This is a genomic window from Arthrobacter globiformis (assembly GCF_030815865.1).
Classification (GTDB): Bacteria; Actinomycetota; Actinomycetes; order Actinomycetales; family Micrococcaceae; genus Arthrobacter; species Arthrobacter globiformis_B.
This window is the reverse complement of sequence record NZ_JAUSXI010000001.1, coordinates 4,539,251-4,555,848: the sequence shown is the minus strand read 5'-3', so window position 1 is coordinate 4,555,848 and position 16,598 is coordinate 4,539,251. Positions and strand designations below refer to the sequence as shown.

17 protein-coding genes are annotated in these 16,598 nt (G+C 66.7%); 7 read left to right on the top strand and 10 right to left on the bottom strand.

The annotated features are described in order from the left end of the window. Positions 1 to 66 precede the first annotated feature (66 nt). Together QFZ33_RS21280 and QFZ33_RS21275 are read right to left on the bottom strand one after the other, a co-directional pair. Positions 67 to 225 (bottom strand): hypothetical protein, encoded by a 159-nt coding sequence (locus QFZ33_RS21280; RefSeq protein WP_307030740.1) that lies wholly within the window; start codon positions 223 to 225, stop codon positions 67 to 69. A 426-nt stretch (positions 226 to 651) separates the two neighbouring features. Next, on the bottom strand, positions 652 to 1,200 hold the full coding sequence (locus QFZ33_RS21275; protein ID WP_307030739.1) for a YceI family protein: 549 nt from the start codon (positions 1,198 to 1,200) through the stop codon (positions 652 to 654). 198 nt (positions 1,201 to 1,398) lie between these two features. Here QFZ33_RS21275 and QFZ33_RS21270 point away from each other — a divergent pair, with 198 nt between their 5' ends. The 5 genes from QFZ33_RS21270 to ccsB are packed head-to-tail and all read left to right on the top strand — an operon-like array spanning position 1,399 to position 6,295. Further along, positions 1,399 to 2,064, top strand: a complete 666-nt coding sequence (locus tag QFZ33_RS21270) for a histidine phosphatase family protein (RefSeq protein WP_307030738.1) — start codon at positions 1,399 to 1,401, stop codon at positions 2,062 to 2,064. A gap of 3 nt (positions 2,065 to 2,067) precedes the next feature. Then, the gene (locus tag QFZ33_RS21265; RefSeq protein WP_307030736.1) at positions 2,068 to 2,679 is read left to right on the top strand and encodes a TlpA family protein disulfide reductase; all 612 of its coding nucleotides are present in this window, start codon (positions 2,068 to 2,070) and stop codon (positions 2,677 to 2,679) included. Positions 2,680 to 2,685: 6 nt separating this feature from the next. Beyond that, entirely contained in the window at positions 2,686 to 3,441 is a 756-nt protein-coding gene (locus tag QFZ33_RS21260) for a cytochrome c biogenesis CcdA family protein (RefSeq protein WP_307030734.1), read from the top strand. Continuing rightward, a complete protein-coding gene (gene resB, locus QFZ33_RS21255) occupies positions 3,441 to 5,186 on the top strand; it encodes a cytochrome c biogenesis protein ResB (RefSeq protein ID WP_307030732.1) in 1,746 nt (581 codons plus the stop codon). The genes QFZ33_RS21260 and resB overlap by 1 nt, the downstream gene beginning before the upstream one ends. Next, positions 5,186 to 6,295 (top strand): c-type cytochrome biogenesis protein CcsB, encoded by a 1,110-nt coding sequence (ccsB, locus tag QFZ33_RS21250; protein WP_307030730.1) that lies wholly within the window; start codon positions 5,186 to 5,188, stop codon positions 6,293 to 6,295. The genes resB and ccsB overlap by 1 nt, the downstream gene beginning before the upstream one ends. A gap of 519 nt (positions 6,296 to 6,814) precedes the next feature. On the opposite strand, the gene QFZ33_RS21245 is transcribed toward ccsB, so the two are convergent. After that, entirely contained in the window at positions 6,815 to 7,318 is a 504-nt protein-coding gene (locus QFZ33_RS21245; RefSeq protein ID WP_307030728.1) for a PLD nuclease N-terminal domain-containing protein, read from the bottom strand. A 199-nt stretch (positions 7,319 to 7,517) separates the two neighbouring features. On the opposite strand from QFZ33_RS21245, the gene QFZ33_RS21240 reads away from it, so the two are divergent. Beyond that, positions 7,518 to 7,841, top strand: coding sequence for a DUF4229 domain-containing protein (locus QFZ33_RS21240; RefSeq protein ID WP_307030726.1), 324 nt, complete (start codon positions 7,518 to 7,520; stop codon positions 7,839 to 7,841). Positions 7,842 to 7,863: 22 nt separating this feature from the next. On the opposite strand, the gene QFZ33_RS21235 is transcribed toward QFZ33_RS21240, so the two are convergent. The 5 genes from QFZ33_RS21235 to QFZ33_RS21215 form a co-directional block, all read right to left on the bottom strand. Continuing rightward, on the bottom strand, positions 7,864 to 8,745 hold the full coding sequence (locus QFZ33_RS21235; RefSeq protein WP_307030724.1) for a 1,4-dihydroxy-2-naphthoate polyprenyltransferase: 882 nt from the start codon (positions 8,743 to 8,745) through the stop codon (positions 7,864 to 7,866). An 86-nt stretch (positions 8,746 to 8,831) separates the two neighbouring features. Then, on the bottom strand, positions 8,832 to 9,983 hold the full coding sequence (locus QFZ33_RS21230) for an AMP-binding protein (protein WP_307030722.1): 1,152 nt from the start codon (positions 9,981 to 9,983) through the stop codon (positions 8,832 to 8,834). 60 nt (positions 9,984 to 10,043) lie between these two features. Further along, positions 10,044 to 10,997 (bottom strand): 1,4-dihydroxy-2-naphthoyl-CoA synthase, encoded by a 954-nt coding sequence (locus QFZ33_RS21225; RefSeq protein ID WP_307030720.1) that lies wholly within the window; start codon positions 10,995 to 10,997, stop codon positions 10,044 to 10,046. A gap of 21 nt (positions 10,998 to 11,018) precedes the next feature. Continuing rightward, positions 11,019 to 11,459, bottom strand: a complete 441-nt coding sequence (locus QFZ33_RS21220; RefSeq protein ID WP_307030718.1) for a VOC family protein — start codon at positions 11,457 to 11,459, stop codon at positions 11,019 to 11,021. Between the two features lie 51 nt (positions 11,460 to 11,510). Further along, entirely contained in the window at positions 11,511 to 12,272 is a 762-nt protein-coding gene (locus tag QFZ33_RS21215) for a CPBP family intramembrane glutamic endopeptidase (protein ID WP_307030716.1), read from the bottom strand. 267 nt (positions 12,273 to 12,539) lie between these two features. Between QFZ33_RS21215 and QFZ33_RS21210 the strand changes: the two genes are divergently transcribed. After that, positions 12,540 to 14,255 (top strand): ABC-F family ATP-binding cassette domain-containing protein, encoded by a 1,716-nt coding sequence (locus tag QFZ33_RS21210; protein WP_307030714.1) that lies wholly within the window; start codon positions 12,540 to 12,542, stop codon positions 14,253 to 14,255. 96 nt (positions 14,256 to 14,351) lie between these two features. Here the strand turns inward: QFZ33_RS21210 and QFZ33_RS21205 are convergent, their stop codons facing one another. Together QFZ33_RS21205 and QFZ33_RS21200 are read right to left on the bottom strand one after the other, a co-directional pair. Next, the gene (locus QFZ33_RS21205) at positions 14,352 to 16,130 is read right to left on the bottom strand and encodes a hypothetical protein (RefSeq protein WP_307030712.1); all 1,779 of its coding nucleotides are present in this window, start codon (positions 16,128 to 16,130) and stop codon (positions 14,352 to 14,354) included. Continuing rightward, positions 16,127 to 16,414, bottom strand: coding sequence for a hypothetical protein (locus QFZ33_RS21200; protein WP_307030710.1), 288 nt, complete (start codon positions 16,412 to 16,414; stop codon positions 16,127 to 16,129). The genes QFZ33_RS21205 and QFZ33_RS21200 overlap by 4 nt, the downstream gene beginning before the upstream one ends. Positions 16,415 to 16,598: the final 184 nt, after the last annotated feature.

Genomic DNA, 16,598 nt, shown 5'->3' with positions numbered 1-16,598 from the left:
TGCCGGCAGGGGATTCTCGGCTTTGAAAATCGGCGGCGTTGCCGGGAGGAGTTTGCCGGGTATCTATCAGGGGCGGTCCCGTGCCGCGGCGAACCATTTCTGGGAGTTGGGTACCCACATCAGCACGGTGGCCACGAGACTCACCATGAAGCCCAGCCAGTTCCCGTCCTGGCCCGCCGGGAAACTCGAGCTGATGATGGCCAGCAGTAGCGAAGCCGCGGCCACGATGGTGAGGGCCAGCCGACCCAGATCCAGTAGGACACCTTGAGCTCTGTGGGCAGCCCTGTCACGCCGAAGAGGCCGGAGAAGCCGCCGGCTGGCAAAGCCTCGCCGAAGTTCCGTGGCCGGTCTGCCGGCATCTCGAAAGCGAACCGGCCCCCACTGGCGGGCGGCTGCTGCCCCGGAAACGGCTGCCCCGGAAACGGCTGTCCCGGCGTCGGCTGTCCCGGCGGCGGATGGTCGCTGCCGGACGGCGGCACGGCCCCGCGCTCAGGGGGCTCCGGTTCATCGCTGGGGGTGCTCATGGCCTTCACTTTAAGCCCGGGACCATGCCAATTCCAGAAGGCCGAAAGCCGAACGCCCCGTCTGCGGAGAGTCCGCGGACGGGGCGTTTCGATGCCAGTAATCGTGGCTGCCGGACCTGCCTGAAACCTAGGCTGCAGGTGCGATGAAGGCAAGTTCAAGGTTGATGGCAACCTTGTCGCTGACCAGGACGCCGCCGGCTTCCAGCACGGCGTTCCAGGTCAGGCCGAAGTCCTTGCGGCTGATGGTGGTCTCGGCGGAAACACCGGCGCGGGTGTTGCCGAAGGGGTCAACTGCAACGCCGTTCAATTCGGTCTCGAGGGAGACGGGGCGGGTGACACCCTTGATGGTCAGGTCGCCCTGGAGTTCGTAGCTGTCGCCGTTGGCAACGAGGCCGTTGGAGACGAAGGAGATCTCCGGGAACTTCTCGACGTCGAAGAAGTCTTCGCCGCGGACGTGGCCGTCGCGGTTGGCGTCGCCGGAGTCGAAGCTGGCGGTCTGGATGGTGGCCTCGACCTTGGTGGCCGTCACGTCGTCGGCGAGGTCCAGGGTTGCGGTGGCGTCCTTGAACTGGCCGCGGACCTTGCTGATGCCGGCGTGGCGGACGGTGAAGGCGATTTCGCTGTGGGAGTTGTCGAGGGTCCAGGTGCCGCGGGTGAGTTCGGTGGAAAGTGCCATGGTGGTTCTCCTTGTATCAGTGGGTCTATCCGGTAGTCGTTGAAGCTTTTATTGAAGTCTCAACTAACTGCTGCATCCAGTATAAACATGCATTTGCATCTTTTATTCCATCGGTTGGGAACTTTTCTAAAAATTTCTGAGTTCTACTAGATGTAGAAGATTTCGCCATTACCCCTGCCCTTTGAGAAACTGGTAGACATGCCCCAAGCCACTGTCCATTTGCTCCGCCACGGCGAGGTCCATAACCCCGAAGGTGTCCTGTACGGCAGGCTGCCTGAATTCCACCTCTCCGAACTTGGCCGGCAGATGGCGCAGACGCTCGCCGAGCACTTCCGCGAACGCGTCTCCCAGGGCGCCAACATCGTGTACCTGGTGGCGTCGCCGCTCACCCGTGCCCAGGAAACGGCCCAGCCCACCTCGGAAGCTCTCGGGCTGGACATCCACACCGACGGCCGCATCATCGAGGCGGAAAACTACTTCGAAGGGATGAAGGTCACCAAGGCCGAGCTGCGCAACCCCAAGCACTGGCCGCACCTGATCAACCCTTTCCGGCCGTCCTGGGGCGAGCCCTACAAGCTGCAGGCAGCCCGTGTGACCGAGGCCGTCCAAGAAGCGCGCGCCAAGGCCATCGAGCTTGGCGGCGACGGTGCCGAGGCCATCCTGGTCTGCCACCAGCTTCCGATCTGGGCCACGCGGCTCAGCGCCGAGGGCAGGCCGCTGTGGCACGATCCGCGGAAACGCGAATGCACCCTTACTTCGCTCACCTCCCTGGTTTTCGGCGACGACGGTGCCCTGCTGCGCGTGGAGTACAGCGAACCCGCCGCCGCCCTTCTTCCCGGTGCCTCGAGCACCCCCGGAGCCTAAGTTATGACTGAAACGCCCAAAAGTTCCCGCCGCAGCGTCCTCGCCGCCGGCGGCCTGGCCCTCACGGCAATCACGCTGGGCCTGTCCGCCTGCGCCCAGGAGGACGCCCTGGCCAAGCAGGCCAAGGCCGGAGACAACAAGAACTACGTGGCCGGCGACGGTTCGGTGACGGAATTCGCCGCTGCAGACCGCAAATCTGCCGTCGAAATCCAGGGCACCCTGTTCAACGGCACCGCCGTGGCGCCCAAGGATTTCCTGGGCAAGGTCACCGTGCTGAACTTCTGGTTTGCCGCCTGCGCGCCGTGCCGGGTTGAGGCGCCGCTGCTGGAAGCCCTCCACCAGGAGTTCAAGCCCAAGGGCGTCCAGTTCTTCGGCGTGAACCTGCGCGATGAGAAGGCCACAGCCGACGCCTTTGACAAGACCTTCGGCCTTACCTACCCGAGCTTCGATGACAAGGACGGCAGCGTGCTGCTGGCCGTGTCCGGTCTGGTGCCCCCTGGCGCCGTCCCCACGACGCTCGTGGTGGACAAGCAGGGCCGGGTGGCGTCGCGTGTTCTGGGGGAGATCGAGAAGGGCACACTCAAAGCTCTCATCCAGTCCACCGTGGCAGAGTAACCTCCCGTGAACAGCCCCTTCGCCGAAGCCATCCTGAACGGTTCGCTGCTGCTCGCCATCCCCGTGGCGCTGCTGGCAGGACTCGTATCCTTCCTCTCACCGTGCGTGCTCCCACTGGTGCCCGGATACCTGGGCTACGTCACCGGCCTCACCGGCGTGGACCTGCAGAAGCAGAAGCGCGGCCGCATGCTCGCCGGCATCGGCCTGTTCGTGCTCGGCTTCTCGGTGATCTTCGTGCTGCTCGGCGGCGCGTTCGGACAGCTGGGCTCGCTGATCTCCGGCGGGCAGAACGCCTGGGTTACGCAAGTCCTGGGCGTCCTGGTGATCCTCATGGGCGTGGTGTTCATGGGCGGCTTCTCCTGGTTCCAGCGCGACGCCAAGATCCATGCCAAACCGCCGGCGGGCCTCTGGGGTGCGCCGCTGCTGGGAATCACGTTCGGCCTCGGCTGGGCGCCCTGCATCGGACCCACCTATTCCGCCGTCCAGCTCCTGAGCCTCTCCGGCGGCTCCTCCGCCGCGAAGGGCGCGTTCCTGGCCTTCGTCTATAGCCTTGGGCTGGGCATCCCGTTCCTGCTGATCGCCCTGGCCGTGCGCCGCGGCGCGGGAGTGATGTCCTTCTTCCGCAAGCACCGGCTGGGCATCCAGCGCACCGGCGGCGGAGTCCTGATTGTCCTGGGCATCCTGATGGCCACGGGTCTGTGGGGAGCCTGGGTCACCGAGTTGCAGTACTGGTTCCAAACCGATGTGAAGTTGCCGATCTGATGAGCGAGCGTGTGAAGTCAACCGAGAAATCCCCGGCCGAGGACGCCCCGCAACCCGGGCCTGCCCATAAGGACGGCGCGCCCAAGGACGCCGTCAAGGCTGCCAAAGCCGGGGCCGCCCTTCCGTCCCTGGGCGTCGTGGGCATGCTCCGCTGGGCCTGGACCCAGCTGACCAGCATGCGCACCGCGCTGTTCCTCCTGCTGCTGCTGGCGGTGGCCGCGGTGCCCGGATCGCTGTTCCCACAGCGGCCGGCCAACCCTTCCGTGGTCACGCAGTACATCAAGGACCACCCCGACTACGGCAAGCTGCTCGATTCGCTTCAGCTGTACGACGTCTACTCCTCGGCCTGGTTCTCGGCCATTTACATCCTGCTTTTCATCTCGCTGATCGGCTGCGTGGTACCCCGCGCCATCGCCCACTACCGGGCCATGCGCTCGCAGCCGCCGCGCACCCCGAAGCGCCTGTCCCGCCTGCCCGAGTACGGCACCCTGGTGCTGCCCGCGGACGCCGGCATCCCGGCGTCGGACGCCATTGAGGACGCAGCGGCGCTGCTGAAGAAACGCGGATACCGCGTTGAGGTAAGGCACGACGACGGCGCGCGGCCGTCTTTGGGGGCCGAACGCGGCTTCCTGAGGGAAGTGGGAAACCTGGTCTTCCACACCTCGCTGATCGGCGTGCTGGTGTCCGTGGCCGTCGGCGGGCTGTTCGGCTACAGCGGCCAGCGCATCCTGGTGGAGGGCGACACCTTCGTGAACACCCTGGTGGGCTATGACCAGTTCACGCCGGGCACCAACTTCCAGAGCAGCCAGCTCCAGCCCTACTCCATTCAGCTGGACAAGTTCCAGGCCACGTTCGACCGCGAATCGCAGGGAAAGTTCGGCCAACCCATCGACTTCACGGCGGACGTCACCACCAAGGAAAACCCCGGGGCGCCGGCCAAGAAGGAAGTCCTCAAGGTCAACGACCCCGTGACCCTTGGCGGCACCAGCATCTACCTGACGGGCAATGGCTACGCCCCGGTGGTCACGGTCCGCGATGGCAACGGCAACGTCGCCATGCAGGGTCCCGTGGTGGCCAAGCTGCAGGGCGAGAACTACTACTCCTCCGTGGTGATCAAGGTCCCCGACGCGAAGCCCGAGCAGCTGGGCTTCGCCGGCTTCTTCCTGCCGACTGCGTTCGTGACCGAGCAGGGCATCTCCTTCAGCGGCGACCCGGACCTCATCAACCCGCAGCTGAGCCTGAACTCGTACTACGGCGACCTCGGCCTGGACAAGGGCGCACCGCAGAACGTGTTTGAGCTTGACGTCAAGGGCCTCAAGGAGCTCAACAGCCGCAAGGCTGAGGCGGGTGGCATCACACTCGCGCCGGGCAACACCTACACGCTGCCCCAAGGCAAGGGGTCCATCACGTTCGACGGCGTCAAGAAGTACGTGGGCGTGGACATCCACCACAACCCCGGGCAGCTTTCCGCGCTGATCTTCGCGCTGCTTGCCGTGGCCGGCCTCATCGTCTCGCTCTACGTGAACCGGCGCCGCGTCTGGGTCCGCACCGGCACCCATGCCGACGGCCGGACCATGGTGGAGTACGGCCTCCTGGCCCGCGGCGAGGACCACCGGCTTGCCGGCGAGGCCGCAACGCTGCGCAGCCTCCTGTCTCGCAAGTGGAACCTGGACGCCGACAACCCCGAAACAGCACCTTCCAACTCCTCACCAGCAGGCTCGCCTGAGCCGAAGAAGGACCAGTAATGTTTCCCATCAACGAGACCATGGGCCAATACAGCGAGCTCTTCATGCTGCTGGCGGCCGGCACCTACACCGTCGCCTTCATCGCGTTCGCGTGGGACCTGGCCAGGAGCAGCAAGTCCCTGAAGGCGATTGACGTCAAGGCCGCTGCTGCCGGTACGTCGGCGGATGCGTCCGCCAAGATGCCGGTGGCGGCGGGCGCGTCCGTAGGGGCGGCCACGTCGCGGACCGCGGGCCGCGGTGAGGGCCGCCTGTCCGGACCGGCAGACCGTGCCGAGCGGCCGTCGTCGTACGCCTCCTCTGCGAACGGCGCGGCCGGGCAGACCGCCGATGACAGCATGCACTACGGCGAACGCCGGGCACCCGCGCGCGTTGCCGTGGCGCTGACCGTCCTGGGCGCCGCGATCCACGCCGCCGCCGTGCTGACCCGCGCTGTCGGTGCCGGCCGTGTGCCGTGGGGCAACATGTACGAGTTCCTCACCACTGGCGCGTTCGTGGCCGCGGCCGTGTTCCTCGTGGTGCTGGTCCGCCGCGACCTGCGCTTCCTCGGAACGTTCGTGGTGGGTCTGGTGATCATCATGCTGGTAGCCGCGTCCGTGGCGTTCTGGACGCCTGTGGGCCACCTGGTGCCGGCGCTGCAGAGCTACTGGCTGATCATCCACGTCTCCATTGCTGTGCTCTCCTCGGCGCTGTTCACCCTGACGTTTGCCATGTCCGCGCTGCAGCTGGTCCAGTCGCACCGGCAGAGGACCATTGCGGCCGGTGGTGCGGACAAGCTGGGGTTCATGCGCCTGGTGCCGTCCGCGCTGAGCCTCGAGAACTTGTCCTACCGCATCAACGCGATCGCCTTCATCGGCTGGACATTCACCCTCATGTTCGGTGCGATCTGGGCGGAGAAGGCCTGGGGACGCTTCTGGGGCTGGGACACCAAGGAAGTGTGGACCTTCGTGATCTGGGTGGTCTACGCCGGCTACCTGCACGCCCGCGCCACCCGCGGCTGGACGGGGACCCGCGCGGCATGGCTGTCGATCGTGGGCTACCTGTGCGTGGTCTTCAACTTCACCATCGTGAACCAGTTCTTCAACGGCCTGCACTCCTACTCGGGGCTGTAGGGGGTTCTGCGGCTTTTTCTCGCTGCGGGGGGCTTTCGGGGCCGCGTCGATTTACCAATAAGGGCCGCTCAGCTTGCAGCTGGGCGGCCCATATTGGCGAAACGGCGAAGGTCAGCGAGAAGGCTTCCAGCCACGGCTTGTTAGCGCCGCCCGCACCCTGGTGACGGCGCTTGGCTCAATGCCCGGTGCAAACGGGTCCAGGTCAAACTGCGTCAGGACCACCACCAGCAAGCCGAGACTGCGTGCGTTTTCGTCGCGGTAGGTGTCGCTTCTCCGCTGGGCCGGGTGGCGTGGTGTACGCCGTCGCGAAACGCAGGGGCAGCGGGAAACCCAGAGTGCAGCGGCTGAAAGGTGGCTAACGGCCGTCCGGTGGCGAGTGCAAGCCCGCGCGCCCGGACAAGGAGGGTAATCTCCACGGCGGCCGAGGTACGGACACCGTGGCAGGGCCAGGTCGAGGGCCCGCGAACGCCTGCGGGTCAGGCCGGCAGCCGTGGCCTGACTCGGCGAGAGGCGTGTGTGCTATTTAGCCTCGGGATTGCCTTCGGCGTTGGCCTCGCCCGCGGCGCCCGGCTTGCGTGGACCCGGCTCACCCGCAGGAGGGCCGCCCGCATCCGAAGTGCCGCTGGTGGTGCCCGGAGCGGCAGCGCCCGTAGTTCCCGTGCCTGTGCTGCCCGCGCGGTGCGGGCCGCCGTCGGCCTGCTTCTTCCGCGCAGCGTCATCCCTCAGCTTGCGGAGTCGTTCCGCCTCGGCCTGGCGGCGGCGCTGCTCGAGGTTCCGCAGGAAGTCGGGGTCGTCGTCGGGGGCGGTGGGGTGGTGCTGGTAGACGGGCTGGGCCACAGCCGATGTCCGGGGGCGGCCGATCAGGAACCACAGCGCCGCGCCGATGAGCGGCAGGAGTGCAACCATGATGATCCAGGTTGTTTTTGAGAACCCGCGCGTGAGCCGTCCATCGGTCCGGATAACGTCCACAAGTCCGTAGACGTAGATGGCGAGAATGGCGACTGCGATGGCGACACGAGGCATGCAATCAGTCTAGCCGCCGTGTGCCCCGGCGGAGATTACAGTATGCCCACAGTAATGCGCCAGCAAAACGCCGAACGGCAGTTCCAGGTGACATCCGACCTTCGCCAGGCCACATGCCCGGAGGCGGCCGGAGCAACGGGGAACCGAGCGCCTATGCCACCGGCACGCTACGTCCAGGCAGGACGGCTAAACTTGGATAGTGGCTTTTCTGAAATACTCCCTGATCCGGTTCGCAATCTTCCTCCCACTGTTTGTGCTGTTCGTCTTCCTGCAGCTGGGGTGGTTTCTGGCCGTCATCTTTGCAGGGCTGATTTCCTTCGCCATCAGCTACCTCTTCTTCCAGAAGCAGCGCGATGCTGCAACGGCGTCCCTGCATGCCCGCTTCTCCGGCCGTGCCAAGCCCATCCGCACCGCCGGTGAGGTGGACGATGCCCAGGCCGAGGACCGTCTGGTCGACACCCACCCGGACGTCACCATCCGCAACGACGCCAAGAACCGCGAACCCCGCGGTGAGGACGCCTAGTTTTACAGCAAGGCGCCCAGGCCTACAGCCCGCTGCTCAGCACGAGTCCCAGCGAGAACAGCACGGCGTAGCCGAGGTTGATGAGGCCTGTCTGCTTCAGGACCGGGATGAGGCTCTTGCGCTTCCGCCCGTTGATCATCAGCCAGGCCGGCATCAGGCAGGCCGGGATCAGGAGCAGCACAATCAGCATCCACGGCCGCGTGGGTGCGAGGATCACCACTAGCAAAATGGCCACGGCCAGCATCAGCACGTAGCTTTCGCGGGCGTGCTTGTCGCCCAGCCGCACGGCAAGAGTTTTCTTTCCGGCCTGGATGTCCGACGGGATGTCACGCACATTGTTGGCCATGAGTAGGGCGCAGGCGATGAGTCCCGTGCCGATGGCGCCAATTACGGCAGGCAGGCCGATCTGCCCGGCCTGGGTGTACGTGGTGCCTAGGGTGGCCACGAGCCCGAAGAAGACAAACACGAAGACGTCGCCCAGGCCCATATAGCCATACGGGTTCTTTCCGCCGGTGTAGCCCCAAGCCGCCATCACGCAGCCCACGCCCACCAGCAGCAGCCACCAGGTCTGGGTGATGATGACCAGTACCAGCCCCACGAGCATCGCAAGGCCGAAGGCACCGAACGCGGCATACTTCACGTGGTCGGGGCGGGCGGCACCGGAACCAACCAGACGCAGCGGCCCCACCCGGTTCTCGTCCGTCCCGCGGATCCCGTCCGAGTAATCGTTGGCGTAGTTGACGCCGACCTGCAGCAGCAGCGCCACGAGGGCCGCCAGAACCGCATTGAGCGGTCGGAAGGAAGTCATCTCGTAGGCCGCGGCCGAGCCGATCAGGATAGGGGCGATCGCGGCCGGCAGCGTGCGGAGCCGGGCGCCTTGGATCCATTGTGCGGCTGTTGCCACGGTAAGTACCTCGCGTTGGGTCGGTGAAACGTTCAAAAAAGCATGGGCGTGCGCTGGACACGCGACAGCAGCGCGGCAGGCCTACTCTATTTTCCCTGATGGAGCGCGTTGAGCCGTTCAATCATGGCCAGCCGGTCCGGTTTGCCGTTGGGCAGCATGATCAGCTCACCGGCCGGAAGGACGGTCTTGGGGGCCAGCAGCCCCAGCGTGCGGTGCCATTCCTCAGCCCACGCCGCCCCGTCCCGTCCAGCGCCATCGGCCCCGGACGCGGTCCCGGCCACGGCCACATAGGCCGCCACGGCCTGGCCCCATTTTGCGGACTCGACGCCGGCCACAAAAGCCGCGGTCACGCCGTCGGACTTTTCCAGCTCCGCCTGCACGTGCGCGGCGGAGACCTTGACACCGCCGGTGATGATGGCGTCGTCGGCGCGGCCCAGTACGGTGAGCCGGCCATCGGCATCGAGGGTGCCGAGGTCGTTGGTCCGGTACCAGCGGCCGCCATCCTCCTCAACGAAAACCTCGGCGGTCTGTCGCGGCGCGCCCAGGTAGCCGGCCGCGAGGGTGGCTCCGCCCAGGTGGATCCGGCCGTCTTGGGCGAGCCGCAGGGCCACGCCCTCGAGCGGATAGCCATCGTAGACGCAGCCGCCGCAGGTTTCCGCCGCCCCGTAGGTGGTGACCACCCGGAGGCCGGCGTCGCGCGCCGACTGCAGGAGCTCGGCAGAGGCCGGGGCGCCGCCGAGCAGGATGCCGTTGAAGCGGCGCAGCACGGCGAGCGTGTCCGCCGACGGGCTGGCGAGCAGGCGCTGCAGCTGCGTGGGCACCAGCGACGTGAAGCGGATGTTGTCCGTCAGCTCCAGCGCGGCCGCGGTGAAGCCCTCGGCCGTGAAGCCCTCGGACAGGTCCATGGCCCAGGGCCGGGTGCTGGCGAACAGCGACCGGACCAGCACCTGCACGCCCGCCACGTATTGCAGCGGCAGGGCCAGCAGCCACTGCCCCTCGCCCTTGAGCGCGAAGGCGGTGGCCATCGACGACGCCGCCAGCGCGTCCACGGTCAGGACCGTCGCCTTGGGCGTCCCGGTGGACCCTGACGTGCGCACCACGGCCACGGCGTCCTCGAACCCGGGGGTCGGGACCGGCGTCACCACCGGCTCGCCGTGCGGGCCGGCGGAGAGTTCGACGGCGGGACCCTCACCGTGGAGGGCGGCCGCCAGCGCCTTGAGGGCTGGCTCGATATTCACTGCATGCGCCTTGGATGCGCGGTCCTGCGGAACATGGGGTGCCTTCCGACGAGTGCGGGCTTAGAAGTAGTACGGGAACCGGGACCAGTCGGGGTCGCGCTTTTGCAGGAAGGCTTCCTTGCCCTCCACGGCCTCGTCCGTCATGTACGCCAGCCGGGTGGCCTCGCCGGCGAAAACCTGCTGGCCGGCCAGGCCGTCGTCGGCAAGATTGAAGGCGAACTTGAGCATCCGGATGGCCTGCGGGGACTGCCGGGCAATGTCAGCGGCATATTCCAGCGCCACCTCCTCCAGGCGTTCGTGGTCAACGGCCTCGTTCACGGCCGCCATCCGAACCATGTCCTCAGCAGAATATTCACGGGCGAGGAAGAAGATCTCCCGGGCGGCCTTCTGGCCGATCTGCCGGGCCAGCAGCGCCGAGCCGTAGCCGGCGTCGAAGCTGCCCACGGTGGCGTCCGTCTGCTTGAACTTTCCGAACTGGCGCGAAGCGATGGTCAGGTCGGAGACCACGTGCAGCGAGTGCCCGCCGCCGGCGGCCCAGCCGTTGACGACGGCGATGACCACCTTGGGCATGGTCCGCATGAGCCGCTGGACCTCCAGGATGTGTAGGCGCCCGGCACGGGCCGGGTCGATGGTTTCCTGGGTCTCGCCGTCGGCATAGCGGTAGCCGTCCCGTCCCCGGATCCGCTGGTCCCCGCCGGAGCAGAACGAGTGCCCGCCGTCCTTGGGAGAGGGGCCGTTGCCGGTGAGCAGCACGGTGGCCACGTCCGGCGTCATCCGGGCGTGGTCCATGGCGCGGTACAGCTCGTCCACGGTCCCCGGGCGGAAGGCGTTGCGGACCTCGGGCCGGTTGAACGCGATGCGGACGGTGGGCAGATCCCGTGCCACGGTGCCGTCGTCGGACCGCTCCACCTGCCGGTGGTAGGTCAGGTCCTGGAAGTCGTCAAAGCCGGACACGGTGCGCCAGCGGGACGGGTCAAAGACGTCCGATACCTTGGCGGGGAATTCGTTGCTCACCGTCCAAGTCTAGTAATCGGCTTAGCTGATGCAGAATTCGTTGCCCTCGGGGTCCGCCATGGTGTGCCATTCGTGGGGCCCCTGGCTGGCAGTCCAGAGGAAGGTGGCGCCGCGGGCCTCAAGCTCGGCGCGGACGTCGTCCTTGTCCCGGCCGTCGAGCCTGACGTCCCAGTGCACCCGGTTCTTGATGGTCTTCTGCTCGGGCACGGTCTGGAACAGCAGGCGCCGGGCGGGTGCCTTGGCGTCGAGTTCCTCGGTGGGCCGGATCGCCGCGCCGTCCTTCCACACGAGCTTGCCGTTGTGCGTCATGGTCTGGTCTTCCGTCGCAAAGCCCTGGCTGATCATGGACCGGATGAAGCCCTCATCCTGCGGCTCCACTGACCAGTCCAGCGTTTCGGCCCACCAGTCGGCGAGGTCGTGCGGGTGCTTGCAGTCAATGGCGATCTGAATGTTGAGTCCCATGGCACCAAGCTACGACGGCGGAGCTGCCCCGGGATAGGGGACGGGGCGATTCTAGCTCTGGGTCCGCTGCAGCTGGTCCAGGAGTTCCGGCGGGATGGTGTAGAGGAAGACCACCGCGAGCAGGTTCTTGGTGGCATGGACGAAGTACGCAAACATCAGGTTCCGCCCCGTCCACACGTAGACGAACACCAGGGTGCCGCCCATGGCCAGGTACGGCATGAGCGCGGGGAGGGTGAGCGCTTCCTGGCCCACGATGTGCAGGGCGGCGAAGAGGACCACGGACAGCCCGCAGCAGATCCAGATGTTGACGCGCCGGCTCAGTTTCCCGATCAGCAGGTGCCGGAATACGTACTCCTCGACGAACGGGCCCACCACGACGATCAGCGGCACCATGAGCCAGGCCGGAACCTGCCGCATGAGCGCCTGCAGCCCGGCCTGGTTGGCGGACGTCTCCGTGGTTCCGCCCACGGCCACCAGGATCGCGGTGACAATCATCATGGCGACGACGGCCAGCGGCACCATCCCCAAGGTGAACCAGGGCCGGGTGGCAAGCACTTTGAGGTCCCGGGACACCACCCCGTGGGCGGCAAAGAGCGCCAGGGCACCGACGCAGCCGTAGAAGAGGAGGTTCACGCCATAGGACGCGACGGCCGGCGTCGGGGCCAGCTGGCGCAGCAGTGGCAGGATCAGTTCCCCGGCCAGCGCGAAGAAGGCCGCGACGGCGACATAAAGCCCCACGGCGGTGAGGTCCAGCGGCGAAAACCGGTAGAGTTCCGGCCGCGGAGTTGGGATCATGCGTCTGGTATTCACCATGCTTCCAGCGTAGTGCGCCAGCGCCGGGGCGAACCTTGACGGGGCCGCCCGGCGGCGGGCAGGCTTGACCCATGAAGTCCTAGACCCCGACGCCGGCATCGCCCGGCGTCGACTATGTCCCGGCCTGTATCCGTCACCTGGATCTGTCGGCCACATTTGCCGATCCGCGATTTGCCGGCAGACGTCCTGCGCTGACAAGGCTATAGATAAAGCCCTGAGGATCATGAACAAGCTCCAGGGCCGCACATTGGACTGCGAGGACTTCCTATGACTGAATCAAATGCCCGAACTGAACAGCTTCACCTGTCCGGCGTCTCCCACGGCTACGGGGACCGCGAACTCTTCTCCGGCGTCGACTTGGCGATCTCTGCCGGGGAGCACGCCGCCGTCGTGGGTGAGAACGGTGCGGGCAAGTCCACCCTGCTGCGGATCCTGGCGGGAATCGAGGCGCCGGGAGACGGAACGGTCCAGCGGCACGGCCGGGTGGGATACCTGGCGCAGACGTCAGGGCTACCCGCCCGGCTGACCGTGGCCGACGCGATCAACAATGCGCTCCTGGCACTCCGGGAGATGGAAGCCGAGCTGGAACGGCTGGAGGACGGTCTCGCGGCGGCCGGGCCGAACGAACTCGAGGCGTACGGGAACCTGCAGACCCAGTACCAGCTGCGCGAGGGCTACGCCGCGGAATCCCGTGTGGAGGCGGCATTGGACCGGCTGGGCCTGGGCGGGGTGGACCGTGGCCGGGCACTGGGGTCGCTGTCGGGCGGGGAGCAGGAGCGCGTCGCGCTGGCCTGCTTGCTGGCCGATCCTGCGGACATCCTGCTCCTGGATGAGCCCACAAACCACCTGGACGCCGCCGGCACTGCCTGGCTCGAGGGCCGCCTCGCGGCACACCGCGGCGCAGTGGTGGTGGTCTCCCACGACCGCGTGCTCCTGCGGAAGGTCGCCGCGGCCGTGATCGAAGTGGACGCCGAGCGCCGCACCGTGAACCGCTACGGCAGCGGCTACGACGGCTACCTGAAGGAGAAGCGGGCCGAACGCCAGCGCTGGGTACAGCAGTACCACGGCTGGCTCGACGCCATGGCCTCGGAACAGCGGCAGGCGGACACCGTGACTAGCCGGATGGGCTATGCGCGCCGACGGGACAACGACAAAGCGGGCTTCGACTTCAAGACGGGAACGTGGGAGCGTGCCGCTGCCAGCAAGGTCCGCAATGCCCAGGAGCGACTGCGCCGCCTGGAGGACAACCCCGTGGAGCGCCCACCGGAACGCCTGAAGCTCGACGCCGGGCTGGACGGCGCCGGGCCGGACCTGGACGGTGAACCCCGGGACCCGGCCGACCGGGTCCTGCACGCCCGCAATACGCAGGTGCCCGGCCGGCTGGACGTGCCCGAGTTCCGTGTGGAGCGCGGGCAGAAAATCCTCATCACCGGTCCCAACGGCGCCGGGAAGTCCACGCTGCTCTCCGTTCTGGCCGGCACCCTCGAGCCGGCCGCGGGCCAGGTGGTGCGCCACGGCCGGATCGGCTATCTGCAGCAGGAGCTGGAGCTGCCCGAGCATCCATCCCTGCGGCTGCTGCCGGCTTTTGCTGCCGGGCTGGGCGGGAACATCGACCACCACGCCGAGGCGCTGCTGCGGCTGGGCCTCTTCCGCACCAGCGAGTTCCATGTTCCGGTGGGTGCCCTTTCCGCCGGCCAGCAGCGCAGGCTGTCGCTCGCCCGGCTTCTGCTGGGCCATAACGAGGTCATGCTCCTCGACGAGCCCACCAACCACCTGGCCCCCGTGCTCGTGGAGGAACTGGAATCGGCGCTCGCGGACTTCAGCGGAACGGTTGTGATGGTCAGCCATGATCGGGCCCTGGGTGAATGGTTCGACCGCTGCGCGGACAGGTCCCGTGGCCGGGCCGGCGAAGGTACGCCGGGCACGTGGCTCAGGTACACGATGGCGGAGGGAACGCTGGAAAAGGCGGCGCTGCTCGCCTGAACCTCCGCCCGCCGCCAAAAAAACCCAGGCCCGGCGGGTATGCCGCCGGGCCTGGGTTTTGGAACCGCCTGGGTTTCCTGCTTCTACGAAGAGTGGCTACCGGAACAGGGCGCCGTAGGTTCCCATGATGATCCGGTCGCCCGGCCTCGACTTCTTGATGTAATCCACCACGGCCCAGTCATCCAGCGAGATGCAGCCGGCCGTCGGGACCTTGTTCATGTGCAGGAAGATGGCGAAGCCGGCGTCCTGCACAATGTTGGGACGGTTGTAGTTGATGACCACGCCTTGACGGTAGTCATGCGAGGCGCGTGTGGCGAAGTACCACATGTTCTCGTCCCAGCCCACCCAGGACGAGGACTCGAAGTACTTGTTGTACGTCGCGGTCCATGGGTTGCCGCCCCAGCGGGAGCGGGGGTTGAGCGTGCGGTAGGGGAGTTGCGTCCCCGGGTTGCCCAGGCCGAATGCCTCGGTTACCGAGTAGGACCCGGTGGGTGAGTACAGGTTGCGGGTGGGGCCAGAGGGCACTCCCGGCGCCTTGAAGCCGGAGGCTCCCACGTAGCCGTCCGTCTTCCAGTCCGCAACGTACAGCCCTGCCACCCGGACGCAGTAAATATTTGTCGCGTAGGACTGCTTGTAGCCTTGGGTGAACGTGAGCAGGACCCGGTTGGCGCCGTTCGTGGAGTACCTGGACCGGCCGTTGTTCAGCTTGGCACACTCGGTCATGGAATAGATGCGGGTGCCTCCGGTCGTCGACCAGCCGATGTAGCCCCTCTGGAATGACTGGATACATTGTCCCGGGATGCATTTTTCGTTGGCCGTGGGATAACCCAGCCCACTTCGGGTTGAACCTGCTGCGGTGTAGCGCGCGCCGATGCCGCCCTTGGTGACCCAGTTGCCGCTTCCCGCAGACCAATAGATGGCTCCACCCTGAAACCGCTGGATACAACCCCCGGCCGGCTGGCCGCAGGTTTCGCTGCTCACGGGGTACCCCAGTGCACCGGGCAATCCACCTACGCCTACCCATTTGGCGTAGTTCCCCGGACGCACCGCCCGAGCCCCGCTGGCAGGACTCCAGTAGATGTAGCCTTTGGCAAACTTTTGGTAGCAGCCGCCGTTCCGCTGGCCACAGGTCTCCCTGGACTGAGGCAGGCCGAGGGCACTCACTGCTCCGAGGGTGTTCCAGTGACCTCCGATGGCTCCCCGCAGCCAGACTTGGTACGCGCCATTGCCCGACCAAGTGATGAGCCTGCCGGTGGACATCTTTTGAACAGTTCCTCCCGGAACCGCCACTTCGTCCGTGACTGGGTAGCCGAACACTTTGCCCCGGCCGTTGGCGTACCAGTAGGGGCCGGTGTGTCCTGCTGTCAGGAGCACAGGGTGGGCCCCGGTGGCAGCGGCCCAATACATCGTTCCGCCCTTGAACGTCTGACCACAAAGGCCCGCGCCGCACACCTCGTTCGCCACTGGCGCACCCAGGACCCCGGCAGCTCCCTTCATGGCCCGCCATTTCACGCCGATCGCGCCCTTGACGACGACGGGAGCAGGCGCGGGAGTAACTGCGGGCGAGGGCGTCACGGACGGTGCGGGAGAGACTGCGGGCGCGGGCGTCACGGACGGCGAAGGTGCCACGAATGGCAGGGCCGGCTCTGACGGCGCGGGAGCAACGGACTCTGCCGGCTGAGGCGATTCCGCGGTGGTCGCGCTGGGACTTGGCGTCGCCGTGGCCGTGCCAGGAGTTTCCGCAGCTGCCGTGGGAGCATCTGCAGTTTCCGTTGCCTGGGGAGGCGTGGAATCGATCGCGAGGGCTGGCGAGGACGCAAGGGACCCGGCCACCAGGCTCAGGAGCAAGGCAGCCGCAAGTATTGGTTTTTTCACGAAGCATCCTCCACCGAAACAACAGGTTCGCACGTGCCGGCCTGGCCCGTGGTCTTGGCGAAGTTCTCTGCAGAAACCTCAGCCGATTTCCCTGCCTGGACGGTTTCCGTGATCAGGGTGTGGCCCTGGACTGCCGCGCCGACGGTGACCGCGATGGCCACGGTGTAGGTCTTGGCTTTGTCCGAGGAGTTGACCAGGGTTCCCTTGAACGTCCACTGACCGTCCGCACCGGCCGCGCAGGTGTGCTCCTGCAGGGCGTCGATAGCGTTCAGAGATGTGGACACATCGGTGGGGAGGGAAGGGGCCGTAGTGGGTGGTGAGGATTCCGACGGCGGCTGGGACACCGCCGTCGTACTGGCTGGTGATGCGCTGGGGCTTGGTCCGGAGGGGCCAGTGCCCCCGCCGGAACACCCCGAGGCTGCCAGCAGCAATGCTGCAGGCAGCAGTAGAGCTCTCTTTCTCATAGTT